This window comes from Candidatus Methylomirabilis sp., assembly GCF_028716865.1.
Taxonomy (GTDB): Bacteria; Methylomirabilota; Methylomirabilia; order Methylomirabilales; family Methylomirabilaceae; genus Methylomirabilis.
Map to the genome: position 1 here is coordinate 57,515 of NZ_JAQUOY010000004.1, position 13,754 is coordinate 71,268.

General features: G+C 59.1%; 13 protein-coding genes. All 13 read left to right on the forward strand.

Annotated elements, in window-relative coordinates:
• The first annotated feature begins 117 nt into the window (after positions 1 to 117).
• The 13 genes from PHV01_RS02890 (at position 118) to PHV01_RS02950 (ending at position 13,710) form a co-directional block, all read left to right on the forward strand.
• Positions 118 to 1,083, forward strand: a complete 966-nt coding sequence (locus PHV01_RS02890; protein WP_337289646.1) for a M23 family metallopeptidase — start codon at positions 118 to 120, stop codon at positions 1,081 to 1,083.
• A gap of 234 nt (positions 1,084 to 1,317) precedes the next feature.
• Positions 1,318 to 4,143, forward strand: a complete 2,826-nt coding sequence (gene secA / locus PHV01_RS02895) for a preprotein translocase subunit SecA (protein ID WP_337289647.1) — start codon at positions 1,318 to 1,320, stop codon at positions 4,141 to 4,143.
• Positions 4,144 to 4,292: 149 nt separating this feature from the next.
• A complete protein-coding gene (locus tag PHV01_RS02900) occupies positions 4,293 to 5,453 on the forward strand; it encodes a thiolase domain-containing protein (protein WP_337289648.1) in 1,161 nt (386 codons plus the stop codon).
• Between the two features lie 2 nt (positions 5,454 to 5,455).
• Complete coding sequence (locus PHV01_RS02905) at positions 5,456 to 5,779, forward strand: OB-fold domain-containing protein (RefSeq protein ID WP_337289649.1); 324 nt, start codon at positions 5,456 to 5,458, stop codon at positions 5,777 to 5,779.
• Positions 5,780 to 6,060: 281 nt separating this feature from the next.
• A complete protein-coding gene (locus PHV01_RS02910; protein WP_337289650.1) occupies positions 6,061 to 6,876 on the forward strand; it encodes a nitrilase-related carbon-nitrogen hydrolase in 816 nt (271 codons plus the stop codon).
• A 197-nt stretch (positions 6,877 to 7,073) separates the two neighbouring features.
• Positions 7,074 to 8,432, forward strand: coding sequence for a DUF1015 domain-containing protein (locus tag PHV01_RS02915; RefSeq protein ID WP_337289651.1), 1,359 nt, complete (start codon positions 7,074 to 7,076; stop codon positions 8,430 to 8,432).
• Between the two features lie 189 nt (positions 8,433 to 8,621).
• The gene (locus PHV01_RS02920; protein ID WP_337289652.1) at positions 8,622 to 9,614 is read left to right on the forward strand and encodes a GDP-L-fucose synthase; all 993 of its coding nucleotides are present in this window, start codon (positions 8,622 to 8,624) and stop codon (positions 9,612 to 9,614) included.
• Positions 9,599 to 10,483 carry a glycosyltransferase family 2 protein gene (locus PHV01_RS02925; protein ID WP_337289653.1) on the forward strand — a complete coding sequence of 295 codons (885 nt, stop codon included), beginning with the start codon at positions 9,599 to 9,601 and terminating at the stop codon, positions 10,481 to 10,483. The genes PHV01_RS02920 and PHV01_RS02925 overlap by 16 nt, the downstream gene beginning before the upstream one ends.
• A 41-nt stretch (positions 10,484 to 10,524) precedes the next feature.
• On the forward strand, positions 10,525 to 11,142 hold the full coding sequence (locus PHV01_RS02930; protein WP_337289654.1) for a hypothetical protein: 618 nt from the start codon (positions 10,525 to 10,527) through the stop codon (positions 11,140 to 11,142).
• A gap of 27 nt (positions 11,143 to 11,169) precedes the next feature.
• Positions 11,170 to 12,048, forward strand: a complete 879-nt coding sequence (locus PHV01_RS02935) for a HepT-like ribonuclease domain-containing protein (RefSeq protein WP_337289655.1) — start codon at positions 11,170 to 11,172, stop codon at positions 12,046 to 12,048.
• Positions 12,049 to 12,122: 74 nt separating this feature from the next.
• Positions 12,123 to 12,275, forward strand: coding sequence for a hypothetical protein (locus PHV01_RS02940; protein WP_337289656.1), 153 nt, complete (start codon positions 12,123 to 12,125; stop codon positions 12,273 to 12,275).
• A gap of 49 nt (positions 12,276 to 12,324) precedes the next feature.
• Positions 12,325 to 12,486, forward strand: coding sequence for a hypothetical protein (locus tag PHV01_RS02945; protein WP_337289657.1), 162 nt, complete (start codon positions 12,325 to 12,327; stop codon positions 12,484 to 12,486).
• Between the two features lie 3 nt (positions 12,487 to 12,489).
• Complete coding sequence (locus PHV01_RS02950; RefSeq protein ID WP_337289658.1) at positions 12,490 to 13,710, forward strand: glycosyltransferase family 1 protein; 1,221 nt, start codon at positions 12,490 to 12,492, stop codon at positions 13,708 to 13,710.
• Positions 13,711 to 13,754: the final 44 nt, after the last annotated feature.

A 13,754-nucleotide genomic window follows, 5' to 3' on the forward strand; every position in this document is an offset into this window, starting at 1 on the left:
CAACGAAAATCGGTTGACAGCTTCCCGTCGTTTTTGATATAAAGGCACACTACCCTCTTAGCGCTCATCGGTTGTTCGTAGTTCGTAACAGAAACAGACTGGAAAGGATGCGGCTCGATGGCGAAGAAGTTTTACACGGTCCTTATCCTTCCCGATGCCAGCTCTCAGATCCGAAGGTTCCATATCGCCAAGCCCCTCTTGAGCGCGCTTGCCGTCACCGCTGGGCTCATTTTCATTGCCTTTCTCTTCCTCATCTATCAGGCGGTGGGCCATACCGGTCACATGCTGGAGCTCCGTCAGCTTCGAACAACAGCAAACGAACAGGCCGACCTGCTACAGAAGTTTGAACATATCGAGAATCAAATGGCCAAGCTCAGGGAGTTTGATCTCCGTTTGCGGACGGCTGCCGGTCTGGAGGTGAAGGATGCGGAGAGTTCGATTGTTGGCGTGGGCGGGGCGGATACCTTAAGTTCGAGTGCCTTGATGGTGGCGGCTCTTGCTCATCAGACCTCACGCACTGACCCTGCGGCCAAGATCAGGACGAACAATCTGGGCGGGGAACTCGACCGCTTAAGCCGCGAGATGAACGATCGCAATAAGAGCTTTCAGGGTCTGATCGGATCGCTCGAGGCGAAGCGGAGCCTCCTGGCCTCTACCCCGACGATCTGGCCGGTCAAGGGATGGCTCACGGCCGGGTTCGGGCAGCGCCGCTCTCCCTTTACCGGGCAGCGACAGATGCACGAAGGAGTCGATATCGCGAATACCGTTGGGACACCGGTCATCGCCCCTGCCGACGGGATCGTCACGTATACGGGTCCGCTCGGCGGTTTCGGCGACGTGATCTCAGTCGATCACGGCCACAAGATCTCTACCTTCTATGCCCACTTGCAGCAGCACAAGGTATCCCAGGGTCAGCGGGTGAGAAGAGGGGATGTGATCGGCCTTGTGGGAGCAACGGGCCGCGTGACCGGGCCCCATCTTCACTATGAGATCCAGGTGAACGAGGCGCCGGTTGATCCAACCAAGTATGTTATCGACCCGGAAGCGGTAAAATTTCTCGGGAATGGTGAATCGGCCGAGTAGCGATCGGATTACTTGGTTGCAGATTGTGGATAAAAACCCCTAGAGAAACAGATCCTCTAGGGGTTTTTTGTTACTGATTCAAAAATGCCCCCGCCCGTGTCCTGAAATCCCCCCAACCCCTCTTTTCAAGGGGGAGAAGGGGGATTTGTATGCCGCTTTCGGATTGAAGGCTTCCCGCTTCTGTGGTAGTATCCGCTCGAAATCGCCTGTTAATAAGGAGGTGAGGACTCGAAGATGTTTATGAAGTTAGTATCTAAGGTCGTTGGAACAAAAAACGAGCGCGAACTCAAGCGAATCAAGCCGATGGTGGCTGCGATTAATGAGCTTGAGCCGACGCTGAAGGCGCTCTCGGATGATGATCTTCGCGACAAGACGATCGAGTTTAAGGAGCGGATCGCGCAGGGGGCAAGTGTCGACGATCTCCTCGTCGAGGCCTTCGCGGTCGTGCGGGAGGCCGGACGTCGCGTGCTCGCCATGCGCCACTTTGACGTCCAACTGCTTGGCGGCATCGTCCTGCACGAGGGCAAGATCGCTGAGATGGCGACCGGCGAAGGCAAAACCCTGGTGGCCACCCTCCCGGTCTATCTGAATGCCCTGGCGGGAAAGGGCGTCCACGTGGTGACCGTGAACGACTACCTGGCCAAGCGCGATAGCCAGTGGATGGGCGGCATCTACCGATTCCTCGGCCTCTCCGTGGGCCTGATCCAGCACGACATGGACGACGCGACCCGCAAACGGTCCTATGACGCCGATGTCACCTACGGGACCAACAACGAATACGGCTTTGATTACCTCCGAGATAACATGAAGTTTGCCGCCGCGGAGTTCGTGCAGCGAGAACTGCACTATGCCATTGTGGATGAGGTGGACTCAATCCTGATCGATGAGGCCAGAACGCCGCTCATCATCTCCGGGCCGGCGGAGGAATCGACCGAAAAGTACTATCAGATCGACCGAATCATCCCACGACTGAAGCAGGGGGCCACCATTGTGGGTGGCAAGATGTACGAGGCCGAGGCTCAGGTATCCGGGGATTATATGGTCGACGAAAAGGCGAAGTCGGTCGCCCTGACCGAGAGCGGTGTCGCCAAGGTGGAGAATCTGCTGGGGATCAAGAACCTCTACGACCCGGCCCATATGGACTTCGTCCACCACGTCCAGCAGGCGCTGAGGGCGCATGTCCTGTACAAGCTGGACGTCGACTATGTGGTCAAGGATGGTGAGGTGGTGATCGTCGATGAGTTCACCGGCCGCCTGATGCCCGGGAGACGTTGGAGCGACGGGCTCCATCAGGCGGTTGAGGCCAAAGAGCGGGTGAAGATCGAACGGGAGAACCAGACCCTGGCCACCATCACCTTCCAGAACTACTTCCGGATGTACACCAAGCTGGCGGGGATGACCGGGACGGCCGATACAGAGGCGGCTGAATTCGCCCAGATCTACAATCTCGACGTAATGGTGATGCCGACGAACCAGCCGATGGTCCGAACCAACTACCCGGATGTCATCTACAAGAGCGGACAGGAAAAATACGATGCCGTTGTGGAGGAGATCGCCGAGTTGCACAAGACCGGCCGGCCGGTCCTGGTCGGGACCACTTCGATTGAGAAGAACGAAAAGCTCTCGGCTCTCCTGAAACGAAAGGGGATCCCCCATCAGGTGCTGAACGCCAAGCAGCACGAGCGGGAGGCGGAGATCGTAGCTCAGGCCGGTCGCTTCAAGGCGGTTACTATCGCCACCAATATGGCCGGTCGAGGGACCGACATTCTTCTGGGTGGCAATCCGAAGTTCCTGGCGGCGGAGCGGCTCCAGCGAGGTGAGGCGCCGGAGGAGAAGGTTGATCCTCAGGAGCGTGCCAACACCCTGACTGAGGTCCGTCAGATGCAGCACTATGGCCTGCTGGATTTGTCGGTGAACGCCGAGGAGTATGCCGCGGCGCTGACCGTCGTTCACAAGCAGACCGAGGCCGAACACCAGCAGGTGGTCGCCCTGGGCGGCATGCACATCATCGGGACCGAGCGCCATGAGGCCCGACGGATCGATAATCAGCTCCGGGGGCGCGCCGGTCGTCAGGGCGACCCTGGCTCATCCCGCTTTTATCTGTCGCTGGAGGACGATCTCCTGCGCCTGTTCGGGTCCGACCGCATCAGCAGCATCATGGAGAAGCTGGGGATGGAGGAGGGGGAACCGATTGAGCACGGCATGGTCACCCGCGCGATCGAGACGGCTCAGAAGCGGGTAGAGGCCCACAACTTCGAGATCCGCAAGCATCTTATCGAGTACGACGATGTCATGAATACGCAGCGGAAGATCATCTACGCCGAACGCCGCAAGATCCTTGATGGAGAGGGCCTTCAGGATACCTTGGCGGAGATGCGGGGCGAGGTGATCGACGAACTGCTCTCGCTGTACGCCAATGAGGAGAGCTACGCCGAGCAGTGGGATCTGGCGGGCCTGACCGAGGCGGTGAAACGACAGTTCGACCTGGAGATCTCGTGGCCGCCGGAGGAAGTAGCCGGGCTCACCGTAGCGTCGCTGCGCGATAGCATCGAGGAACGAGCCCTCGAGGCCTACGAGGAGCGAGAGGCGAAGCTCGGCCCTGAGTTGATGCGGTACCTGGAGCGAATGATCATGTTGCAGGTGGTGGACGGGCAGTGGAAGGACCACCTCCTGGCCATGGATCATCTGAAGGAGGGAATCGGACTTCGGGGATATGGCCAGAAAGACCCGCTCATCGAGTACAAACGCGAAGGCTTCGCGATGTTCGAGGCGATGGTCGAGCGGCTCAAGCAGCAGACGATTGAGTACCTCTACAGGGTCCAGGTAGCGCCTGCCGAGGCCCTCGCATTTGCGGAGGCGGGGGAAGCGCCATCGGGCGGAGGCGGGGACGGCGACCATGCCCTTCGTCCTCCATCCGGACCGCAGCCGAAAGCTGCCGAGCGCTCTCTCCGCCCGGTCGCCGCGGCCGCTCCTATCAAGGTCACCGGCACGAAGATCGGGCGGAACGATCCCTGCCCCTGCGGCAGCGGCCGGAAATATAAGAAGTGCTGCGGCGCGTGACAGGGGAAGCGTGCAGCGATCAGCTTTCAGCGGTTAGGGGTGTAGGCTGAAGACTGAGGGCTGAAGGATCCTCAAAGCCTTTCACCTTCAGTCTATTCACCTTCGGCCTTCTGCCTGGTGCTGAACGCTGAAGGCCGGCCAAGGGTAGCATGATGCGCGGGGTGTCGGTCATTGGCATCGGGTGCACGCCGTTCGGGAAACAGAACGGCGTCGGCATCACTGACCTGGCGCTGCAGGCATGTCGGGAGGCTCTTCGCGATGCGCAGGTCCCCACGAGTCTGGTGCAGGCGTTCTACCTCGGCAACTTCGTCTCAGAGGCTCTCGTCCATCAGGGGTCACTGGCCCCGATCGTCGCGCATCGGCTCGGCTTCGGGTCGATTCCCTGTACAAAGGTGGAAGGGGCGTGCGCCTCGTCCGGTATCGCCTTCCGTCATGGGGTGCTGCTGATCGCATCGGGTCTCTGCGATATCGTACTCGCCGCCGGTGTCGAGAAGATGACCTCGGCGGAGACAGGGGCGGTGACGGAGGCGCTGGCATCGGCCGGCGACACGGAGAGCGAGATGCGACTGGGTCTTACTTTCCCTGGGACCTTCGGGATCATCATGCGACGGCATATGCACCAGTACGGAACAACGCGCGAGCAGGTAGCGATGGTTTCGATCAAGAACCGATCCAACGGCAGCGCCAATCCCAAAGCCCATTTTCAAAAGCCCGTGGCCTTGGAGGAGATCCTGGAATCACGGTTGATCTGCGATCCGCTTCGACTGTACGACTGTACCCCGATCAGCGATGGCGCTGCGGCTGCCGTCCTCTGCGCGGCCGATCTGGCAGCCGAGTTCACCGATCGGCCGGTTGATGTCATCGGTTCCGGCCACGCCATGGGTCCCGCGACACTGTTCGAGATGGCGGACCTGACCACCTTCGAGGCCTCGGTGTCCGCCGCGCAGCAGGCCTACCGAGAGGCCGGTCTCGCCCCGAGCGATATCGATGTGGCGGAGGTGCACGATTGCTTCACCATCGCCGAGATCACGGCCATCGAAGACCTGGGATTCGTCAAGAAAGGGCAGGGGGGACCAGCTGTCGCCGATGGACTCACGGCGCGTGACGGAAAGCTCCCGATTAACCCGAGCGGCGGCCTGCTGAGCAAGGGCCACCCGGTGGGCGCCACAGGCCTCGCCCAGATCTATGAGATCGTCGGGCAACTCAGGGGTGAAGCCATCAACCAGGTAAAGGACGCCCAGATCGGCTTGGCTCACAACCTTGGTGGGACCGGAGCGGTCAGCACGGTCCACATCCTGAAGCGGCGATGAGGATGGCCTCATTCGAGGCGTTTGCGTGTGACGCCTGCAAGGGCCTGTTTGCCCGGCCTCAAAGCGCCTGTCGGCGCTGCGGGGCGCCCACCGTTCTGTCGGTGAACCTGTCGGGTCGAGGGACGCTCGCTTCCTTCACAACGATTCGGGTGGCGCCGACTGCCTTCCAGGGGCAGGAGCCGTACGACATCGCGGTCATCGATCTGGATGAGGGGCTGCGGATCACAGCTCGTCTCACTGTCCCGGAGGGAAGAGAGGCGGGGATCGGTGATCCGGCGATCTTTGAAGAGATGCGTCCGTATGGGCCGGCCTTTCGACTGATCTGAGAGTGGGAGTAAATACTCAGGTAGATAGACTGAAGACTGAAGGCTGTTAGGGGTAAAGCAGTAATCACACAACACTTCTGGCATTTGAGTTGGCTGATGACGTCGCAATCTGTCGGAGCATTTGGACTTCTTGCCCAATGAGGAGTCCTCTCTGATAGAACTAAAGGTCGTAGAAACCGAGAAGGTCTTGAATGGCTTGATTCGTGCCTTGCGAGATAATGTAGAGCCTTCAGCCTTCAGCCTAAACGCCTAAGTAGTTACGAGTGGGAGTGAGCGGCAGCATGCTGACGATGGCGGGGATCCAGATGGGGTGTGGAGCCGACCCTGTGGCGAATCTGGAAAGAGCGCTGAAGCTCAGCCGGGTCGCGGTCGAGCGGGGAGCAAAGATCATCTGCTTTGCGGAGTGCTTTGCCTGGCCCTGGTTTCCCCGTCAGGTCGATCAATCGCAGTTTGCCACCGCCGAGCCGGTCCCCGGACCGCTCAGCGAGACGATTGCCGCATTTGCGCGGGAATGCCAAGTCGTTGTCGTGGCGCCGATCTTCGAGCGCGGCGCCGATGCCGCCTGTTACAGTACGGCCCTTGTGTTTGACGCCGACGGGACCCTGCTGGGTCACTACCGGAAAAACCATATCCCGCAACTTCCGAACTATCAGGAACGGTCCTATTTCCAGCCTGGGAATCAGGGATTCCCCGTGTTCCATACCCGATACGCCACGATCGGCATCCAAATCTCGTGGGATAACTTCTTTCCCGAAGGGTCGCGCCTGCTCGCCCTTCATGGGGCCGACGTGATCTACGCGCCGATGTCCGCCTCGGTGGTCGCATCTGCTGCCAAGTGGGAGCGGGCGGTTGTCGGAAACGCGGTCTACAACGGGGTCTTTGTGTTTCGGGTCAATCGCATCGAGGGCGAGGACGGGTTGCCCTTCTACGGAAAGAGCTTGTGCGTTGATCCGAACGGCGACTTTGTCGTGGAACCGAGCGGCGCCAGCGAGGGCGTGATCCTGGCCGAAATCGACCTGAGATGGGTCAAGACGGTCAGGGACATCTGGCCCTTCCTCCAAGACCGTCGGCCGGAGATCTATGCCGGGTTGGTCTAGCGTCAATACTGTTCGCTGTAGCCGTTCGTGGTGAGCTTGTCGAACCACAATGACCCTTCGACTACTGTTCTGGATCGTCATTCCGTGCTTGACACGGAATCCAGACGGGCCCTCTGGATACCGGCTTTCGCCGGTATGACGAACTCGCGGCAAGCTGCGGGGAATGAACCTTCAGTACATTCAACTGAGAGGGCACTATGGCGTTGATCGCACCCTTCAGAGGATTACGGTACAATCCTGATCGCGTGAAAGATCTGAGCTTGGTCATGGCTCCGCCCTACGATGTCATATCGCCGGAAGGGCAGCGAGCCTTTCATGCCCGCCACGAGCAGAACGTCATTCGCCTGATTCTCGGTGAGGCGCTGGCTGGAGACGACGAGGCACGGAACCAATACAGTCGCGCGGGAGACTACTTCCGCCGATGGCAAACCGAGCATGTGCTGGTTCGTGACGCTACGCCCGCCGTGTACCTCTACCAGCAGACCTTTCAGTCTCATGGCGCCGGGACACTTACGCGATACGGTCTGATCGGACTGGTTCGTCTGGAGGAGTTCGGTAGTCGTACGGTCTTCCCTCATGAGCGAACCTTGGGGGCGGCCAAGGCGGACCGACTTCGCCTGATGCAGGCCTGTCATGCGAACTTGAGCTCTGTCTTCGGCGTCTATCCCGGTCGCATTCTCGAACTGGATCGGCTGGTGGCTGCCGCCGAGGAGTCCAGACCGACCATTGATCTCACTGACTGGGACGGCATCCGCCATCGGGTCTGGATCTGCCAGGATCGCGAGGCGATCGGGAGACTTCAGGCGGAGTGTACGTCAACACCGATCTTCATCGCAGATGGTCATCATCGATATGAGACAGCGCTCCACTTCCGAGATCTCATGCGGGCAAACGAAAAGGGCGACCCCGTTCAGACGCAGAAACGGCCGTACAACTACATCATGATGACGCTGGTCAGCGCCGAAGACCCCGGCCTGGTCATCCTTCCGATCCATCGGCTGCTCAGACATCTGCCTGGCGGTAGCCTGGATGGATATCTGCCCCAGCTTACCCGACAATTTGCCGTCGAGAGGCTGCCTGTCCCCCGCGACCCCGAGGCCGCCGCCTCGGCCCTGCTTGGCCGGCTTCGACAGACTCAGGATGGAACACACTGTTTCGGCCTGTACGGTGGAGACGAGCGCGCATACCTCCTGACGCTTGCCGATGAACGGGCCCTGGAGGCGAAGGCTGAGGAGGACAAGCCACCCGTCTACAGACGATTGGATGTCACCATCGTGCATTCGCTTCTGATCCAGGGGCCGTGGTCCAGGCATGGACTGGGTAATCTTCCGGACGATGCGATTAGTTATAACCATGATGCCGCAGAGGCCATCCGGCTGGTCCAGCAAGAGGGGTGGGCAGCGGCTATTTTGCTCAATCCAACCAAAATCACTGAGGTCCAGGCGGTGGCCGAAGCCGCCTTACGGATGCCGCCAAAGTCAACCTTTTTCTACCCCAAGCTCCTGACCGGCCTGGTGATCCATCCCCTCATGCCCGATGAGCTGGTCGAGATATAGGCTGCTGCGAAGTGTTCAGTCGCCGGCACTCAGCCAATTCCTACCGCCCCACAAAGCGATAGTCACCCCTCAAACTCCTTGACTTCATTAGATTGAGCGCGTAATTTTATATTTAATTGGCTGGCGCTAGGCGAACGCGTGCCATTCAATGCCGATATCGGCGCCCGCGCAGTCGGAACATGGAGCCCTATGATCCCAGGATCCTTGGAAAACGATCATCCCATCCTCATTACTGGCGGGACAGGATTCCTCGGCTCTGCAGTGGTCAAGGCCTTGACGGAACGCGGCTTCACGAGGCTGTTCATCCCTCAAAAGGCCCAGTATGACTTGACTCGCGAGTCTGAGGTCGTTCGGCTCTACCGTGACACGCAACCTCGGGTGGTCATTCACCTGGCCGCCGTGGTCGGAGGTATCGGCGCCAATCAGCAAAATCCCGGCAGATTCTTCTACGAGAACCTGCTTATGGGCGCCTTTGTCATGGAGCAGGCCCGCCTATCCGGCGTCGACAAGTTCGTGGCAATAGGGACGATCTGCGCCTATCCGAAATTCGCTCCGATCCCCTTTATGGAAGAAGACCTCTGGGGCGGCTATCCAGAGGAGACCAACGCACCCTATGGGCTGGCTAAGAAGATGCTCCTGGTCCAGGCGCAGGCCTACCGGGATCAGTACGGATTCAACGCCATCTATCTGCTGCCGGTTAATCTGTACGGGCCAGGGGATAACTTCAATCCCGCCTCGTCGCATGTCATCCCGGCCCTCATTAAGAAGTGCTGTGACGCCATCACCGCCGATCAGCGAGAGATCGTTGTCTGGGGGACAGGGAAGGCCACACGGGAGTTCCTCTATGTCGAGGATGCCGCCGAAGGAATCGTCTTGGCCACCGAGCGATACAATAAGCCCGCCCCGGTGAATTTGGGGGCCGGCTTCGAGATCTCGATTTACGACCTGGTCCACCTTATCGCGAGACTGACCGGCTTTCACGGGACCATTACCTGGGACACCACCAAGCCGGACGGCCAGCCACGCCGCTGCCTGGACACTTCCAGGGCAGAACGGGAATTCGGGTTTAAGGCCAGAATGTCCCTTGAAGAGGGCCTGCGCCAGACCATCGAATGGTACCAGCAGACTCATCGCATAAACCACCGTCGCGCTCAAGGGGTAACACCTTGCATATCGATGTGAACCCCCTGCCGCTGGTCTCGATCATCACCCCATCATTCAACCAGGGACGGTTCATTCGGGACACCATCGAGAGCGTCCTTTCGCAAGGCTATCCTCGACTGGAGTACCTGGTCATGGACGGCGGGTCAACCGATGAGACGGTCGAGATCCTTCGGAGTTACGGGGATCGGCTGATCTGGCGCTCGGCGCCGGATGGGGGCCAGGCGGATGCGGTGAATACAGGTGTTCGCCTCGCCAAGGGGGAGATCATCGGCTGGCTGAATTCCGACGACACCTATCAGCCAGGCGCGATCAAAGCTGCGGTTGACTATCTCATCGCGTACCCTGAGGCAGCCGTCGTGTACGGAGACGCCCACTATATCGACGAGCAGAATACAGTGATCGGGACCTACCCAACGGAGGATTTCGATCTGGATCGGCTGGCTCAGGCCTGTCTTATCTGCCAGCCGACCGCTTTTATCAGACGTTCGGCGCTTGAAGCGGTGGGTCTTTTGGATGTCGCGCTCCACTACTGCATGGATTATGATCTCTGGATCAGGTTGGGTCGTGACTTCCGCATCGACCGGATCAATGGGTTTCTCGCCAACAGCCGCCGCTATCTTGAGACTAAGTCGTTTGCGCACCGGGAGCCGATGTTTCAGGAGATCTACACAGTGGTACGGCGATCGTTTGGCCGCGTCCCACCACATTGGAAAGTCTGCCGCACCTATTACCGACTTGTCGATCTCTCGTGGCCACTGACCCGATGGGCGTTGTGGCCGGCACGACGCATCCTGCCCAAAGGGATCCATCACTGGCTACGAAAAGAGTTTCCCGTTCTCCTGGGTCGCATAAGCGCCGGCCATGTCAGCCCTGGAGACAGGCGATGAGGCGGGCCCTCATCACGGGAAAATGCGGAAGTTGACGAACGATGGGAATGACCGTAGCGGCTCGTCGCCGCCTGTTGTTGGACATCGCCCGGCGGCGGGCTCAACCGGGGACCGGCAGCGCCAGGATTTTCTTGGAGGACCGGACCGCCGTGGCGCGCTGGCCTGACCTTACCGAGACGCTTATTGGCATTCGATGGGCCGTCGTGGAGGCGGTGGCCACCAGAGCCTACATGCCGGAGCGCGCCACCCAGGACTTGGACATCCTGGTGGCGGCCACCGATCGAGAACGGACCAGGGTCTGCCTGGAGCGTGCAGGATTCCTCTCTGTACAGACACTTGCCATCGGGGGCATGACCTGGCGCTCCCCTGAAGGGGTACTGGTGGATGTCATCGAGTCCCAAGCCCCGTGGGTATCTGATGGACTCCGATCTCTCCAACAGGACCCCCAGGGGCTTCCCGTACTGGACCTGCCGTACCTCGTATTGATGAAGGTCGAGGCGGGACGCGCGCAGGACCTGGCGGACGCAGCGCGGATGCTGGGGTCAGCATCAGAGCCCCGTCATCAGGAGACGCGGGAGATATTTCGCCGCTGGTTACCCGACGCACTGGATGACCTGGAAAGCCTCATCACCATGGGCCGCCTGGAGATGGGGCATTAACCGAGTCCTCATTGTTGAACATTGGACATGAGAAAGATTAAACCGTTGCAAGGCTTTCGCATCCTCCCGTTAGAAGATTGCCTACCGAGGCTTGCTCACGTATTTGAGCAGTACCCCGCGATCGTGGGAGCCTATCTCTATGGCTCCTACGCGAGCGGGGCATCCGGACCTCTCTCCGATGTCGATTGTGCGGTCCTTTTCGAGCCGAATCTTTCCAGGGACGAGTTATTTGAGCTGAAACTTGATCTGATCGGACAGATCTTGCGAATCATACATAGTGATGAAGTCGATCTCGTTGTACTCAATGAAGTCTCGCCCTTGCTGGCGCATGAAGTGATCCGAACCGGAAAGGTACTCTTTTGCCGGAATGAGAGTCAGCGATTGCGGTATGAGGCAATGGCGGTCAATCGGTATCTGGATTGGAGGCCGTTCAGCCGGATCTATCAGAACTATCTCTTTGAAGATATTCGTAAGGGGAGGCCGCCATTGATTAATCTGGAGATCATTGAGATCCGTTTAGCCAAGCTGAGAGAATATTGCGAACATCTTAAAGAGCTTCGAGAATCGGATCGCGAGACCTTTAAGAGAGACTATAAGATTCATAGTCTTGCAGAGCACTTCCTCTATCTTTCCATTCAGTCTATGCTCGATATTGGCCATCACCTGGTCGCTGGGCTCCAGTTGAGAAAACCCATGGACTATGAGGAGATTTTTCAGATCCTTGGGGAGGCCGGAATTCTTCCTGAGGAGTATGTTCGGGTGCTTGCCGGTGTGGGCCGTTTCCGAAACATCTTAGCCCATGCGTATATCGATATTGATCTGGATCGGGTGTACCAAAGTCTTCAAAAGGCGCCGGAGCAGATCAATGAGTTTATGCGACTTGTTCAGCGCGTTGTTGAAGAATAAGGGTCGTAGAACGATGTCGCGTACACGAGGCATGTGACATGTCTTGTCTTAGCGCAAGGAAGTCCTCAGAGAATATGACAACGGACCAAATCGATAATGCCAGGGTCGCTTACGCGGCGCTGCTGGAGTCTTCGCTGAAGCGGGTTGTAACGGTCCTGTCCGGCCTTGAAGGGGTCAGGCGGATCAGCCTTGTGGGAGATCGTATGCCCGGGGCGAGGAGATCGTGACCTACGTCACCGATCGACTAGGCCGGATGGAGGGTGAAGGTGGCGGAGGATGAGCCAAGACCTTGCTACCCAATCGGCTGGAGCAGATGGAGGCACGGTGACAAGCATGACCCATGCGGGGAAGGCTTGGTGGAAGCGACGTCCTCTTCAAAAAGGGACGCTGGGGGGCGCTCGGGGTGTGCAAGCGGGCCGAGCCATCGCGGGGACCTAATCCGTGCGCATCGGCGTAAATACCCTCCCGCTCTTTCCCGGCCAGATCGGGGGGATGGAAACGTACACCGTCAACCTCCTGACCCACCTGACAGCGATCGATCGCCAGCATACCTACTACCTTTTCGTAACCCACTACAACCGCGATCTCTTCAAGGCCCTTTCTCAGCGTCCGAATGTCATGCGCGTCAACACCCTAAGTCTTCAGGGTTTACGATACGCCGAACGAGGAGTGGCGAGAGTGGCTGGGCCCGTGCGCCGAACGCTTCCCCGCCTGTCGCGATGGCTCGGAAACGCCATCGCCAGCGCCCATATGCTGGCCGGCATTCGCAGGCACAAGATCGACCTCTGGTTCTGTCCCCTCATCAACCTAGCCCCGCGTCATTGCCGTCTTCCCTGTGTTGTGTCGATCCCTGACCTTCAACCGGAATTCTACCCGGATTTCTTCAGGAAAGATCTCCTTGAGTGGAGGCGAAGAGACCTTCAAGCATCCTGCCGCAATGCGACCAAGGTCGTGACACTGTCCGAATTCTCAAAAACGACTATCGTCGAGCGATATCATGTTCCAGCGGATAAAGTCCACGCGATTCCTCTCGCCGTGGGGGACGAATTCTTGCTCCCCAAGGATGACGCAGCCCGTGAGGCCGTCAGGGCGAACTATGCCCTCCCCCCTGAGTACGGCTTCTACCCGGCCAATACCTGGCCTCACAAGAATCATACGACGCTGTTGAAAGCTCTTCATCTGCTATCTGAGAAGCACGGCAAGCGACTTGCCTGCGTGTTCACCGGCGTCGAGCGGGGTGGACATGAAGCCCTTCTGAAGGCAACTGAAGAGCTTGATCTCCGTGGGCAGATCTGTCTTTTGGGGTATGTTGAGAAGGAGGACATGCCCTTGCTGTATCGTGGCGCCAGTCTCCTGATCTTCTCCTCCCTGTTCGAGGGGTTCGGACTTCCCCTCCTCGAGGCGATGGCCTCTGACTGCCCTGTGGTCTGCTCTAACGCGACCAGCATCCCCGAGGTCGTGGGAGACGCGGCCCTGCTATGTGATCCCCACGACCCGGAGGCGATCGCCGACGCGATACACCGCATCCTCACTGATGGGGGGTTGCGACGCGCATTGGTGCAGGCGGGGCGGGAGCGTTGTCGTCACTTCTCCTGGGAGCGAACGGCCCGTGAGACCCTGAAGGTCCTGGAAGAGGCCGCCTCCATCGGGGCGCAACAATGAGGTCTCTCCCATCCCCCCTGACCCAACGCCTGCTGAGTCACTCA

Bases quoted from the DNA above. Each gene is read 5' to 3' on its own strand.
- PHV01_RS02890 (WP_337289646.1), top strand. From the start codon at position 118: ATGGCGAAGAAGTTTTACACGGTCCTTATCCTTCCCGATGCCAGCTCT.
- secA (WP_337289647.1), top strand. From the start codon at position 1,318: ATGTTTATGAAGTTAGTATCTAAGGTCGTTGGAACAAAAAACGAGCGC.
- PHV01_RS02900 (WP_337289648.1), top strand. From the start codon at position 4,293: ATGATGCGCGGGGTGTCGGTCATTGGCATCGGGTGCACGCCGTTCGGG.
- PHV01_RS02905 (WP_337289649.1), top strand. From the start codon at position 5,456: ATGGCCTCATTCGAGGCGTTTGCGTGTGACGCCTGCAAGGGCCTGTTT.
- PHV01_RS02910 (WP_337289650.1), top strand. From the start codon at position 6,061: ATGCTGACGATGGCGGGGATCCAGATGGGGTGTGGAGCCGACCCTGTG.
- PHV01_RS02915 (WP_337289651.1), top strand. From the start codon at position 7,074: ATGGCGTTGATCGCACCCTTCAGAGGATTACGGTACAATCCTGATCGC.
- PHV01_RS02920 (WP_337289652.1), top strand. From the start codon at position 8,622: ATGATCCCAGGATCCTTGGAAAACGATCATCCCATCCTCATTACTGGC.
- PHV01_RS02930 (WP_337289654.1), top strand. From the start codon at position 10,525: ATGGGAATGACCGTAGCGGCTCGTCGCCGCCTGTTGTTGGACATCGCC.
- PHV01_RS02935 (WP_337289655.1), top strand. From the start codon at position 11,170: ATGAGAAAGATTAAACCGTTGCAAGGCTTTCGCATCCTCCCGTTAGAA.
- PHV01_RS02940 (WP_337289656.1), top strand. From the start codon at position 12,123: ATGACAACGGACCAAATCGATAATGCCAGGGTCGCTTACGCGGCGCTG.
- PHV01_RS02945 (WP_337289657.1), top strand. From the start codon at position 12,325: ATGAGCCAAGACCTTGCTACCCAATCGGCTGGAGCAGATGGAGGCACG.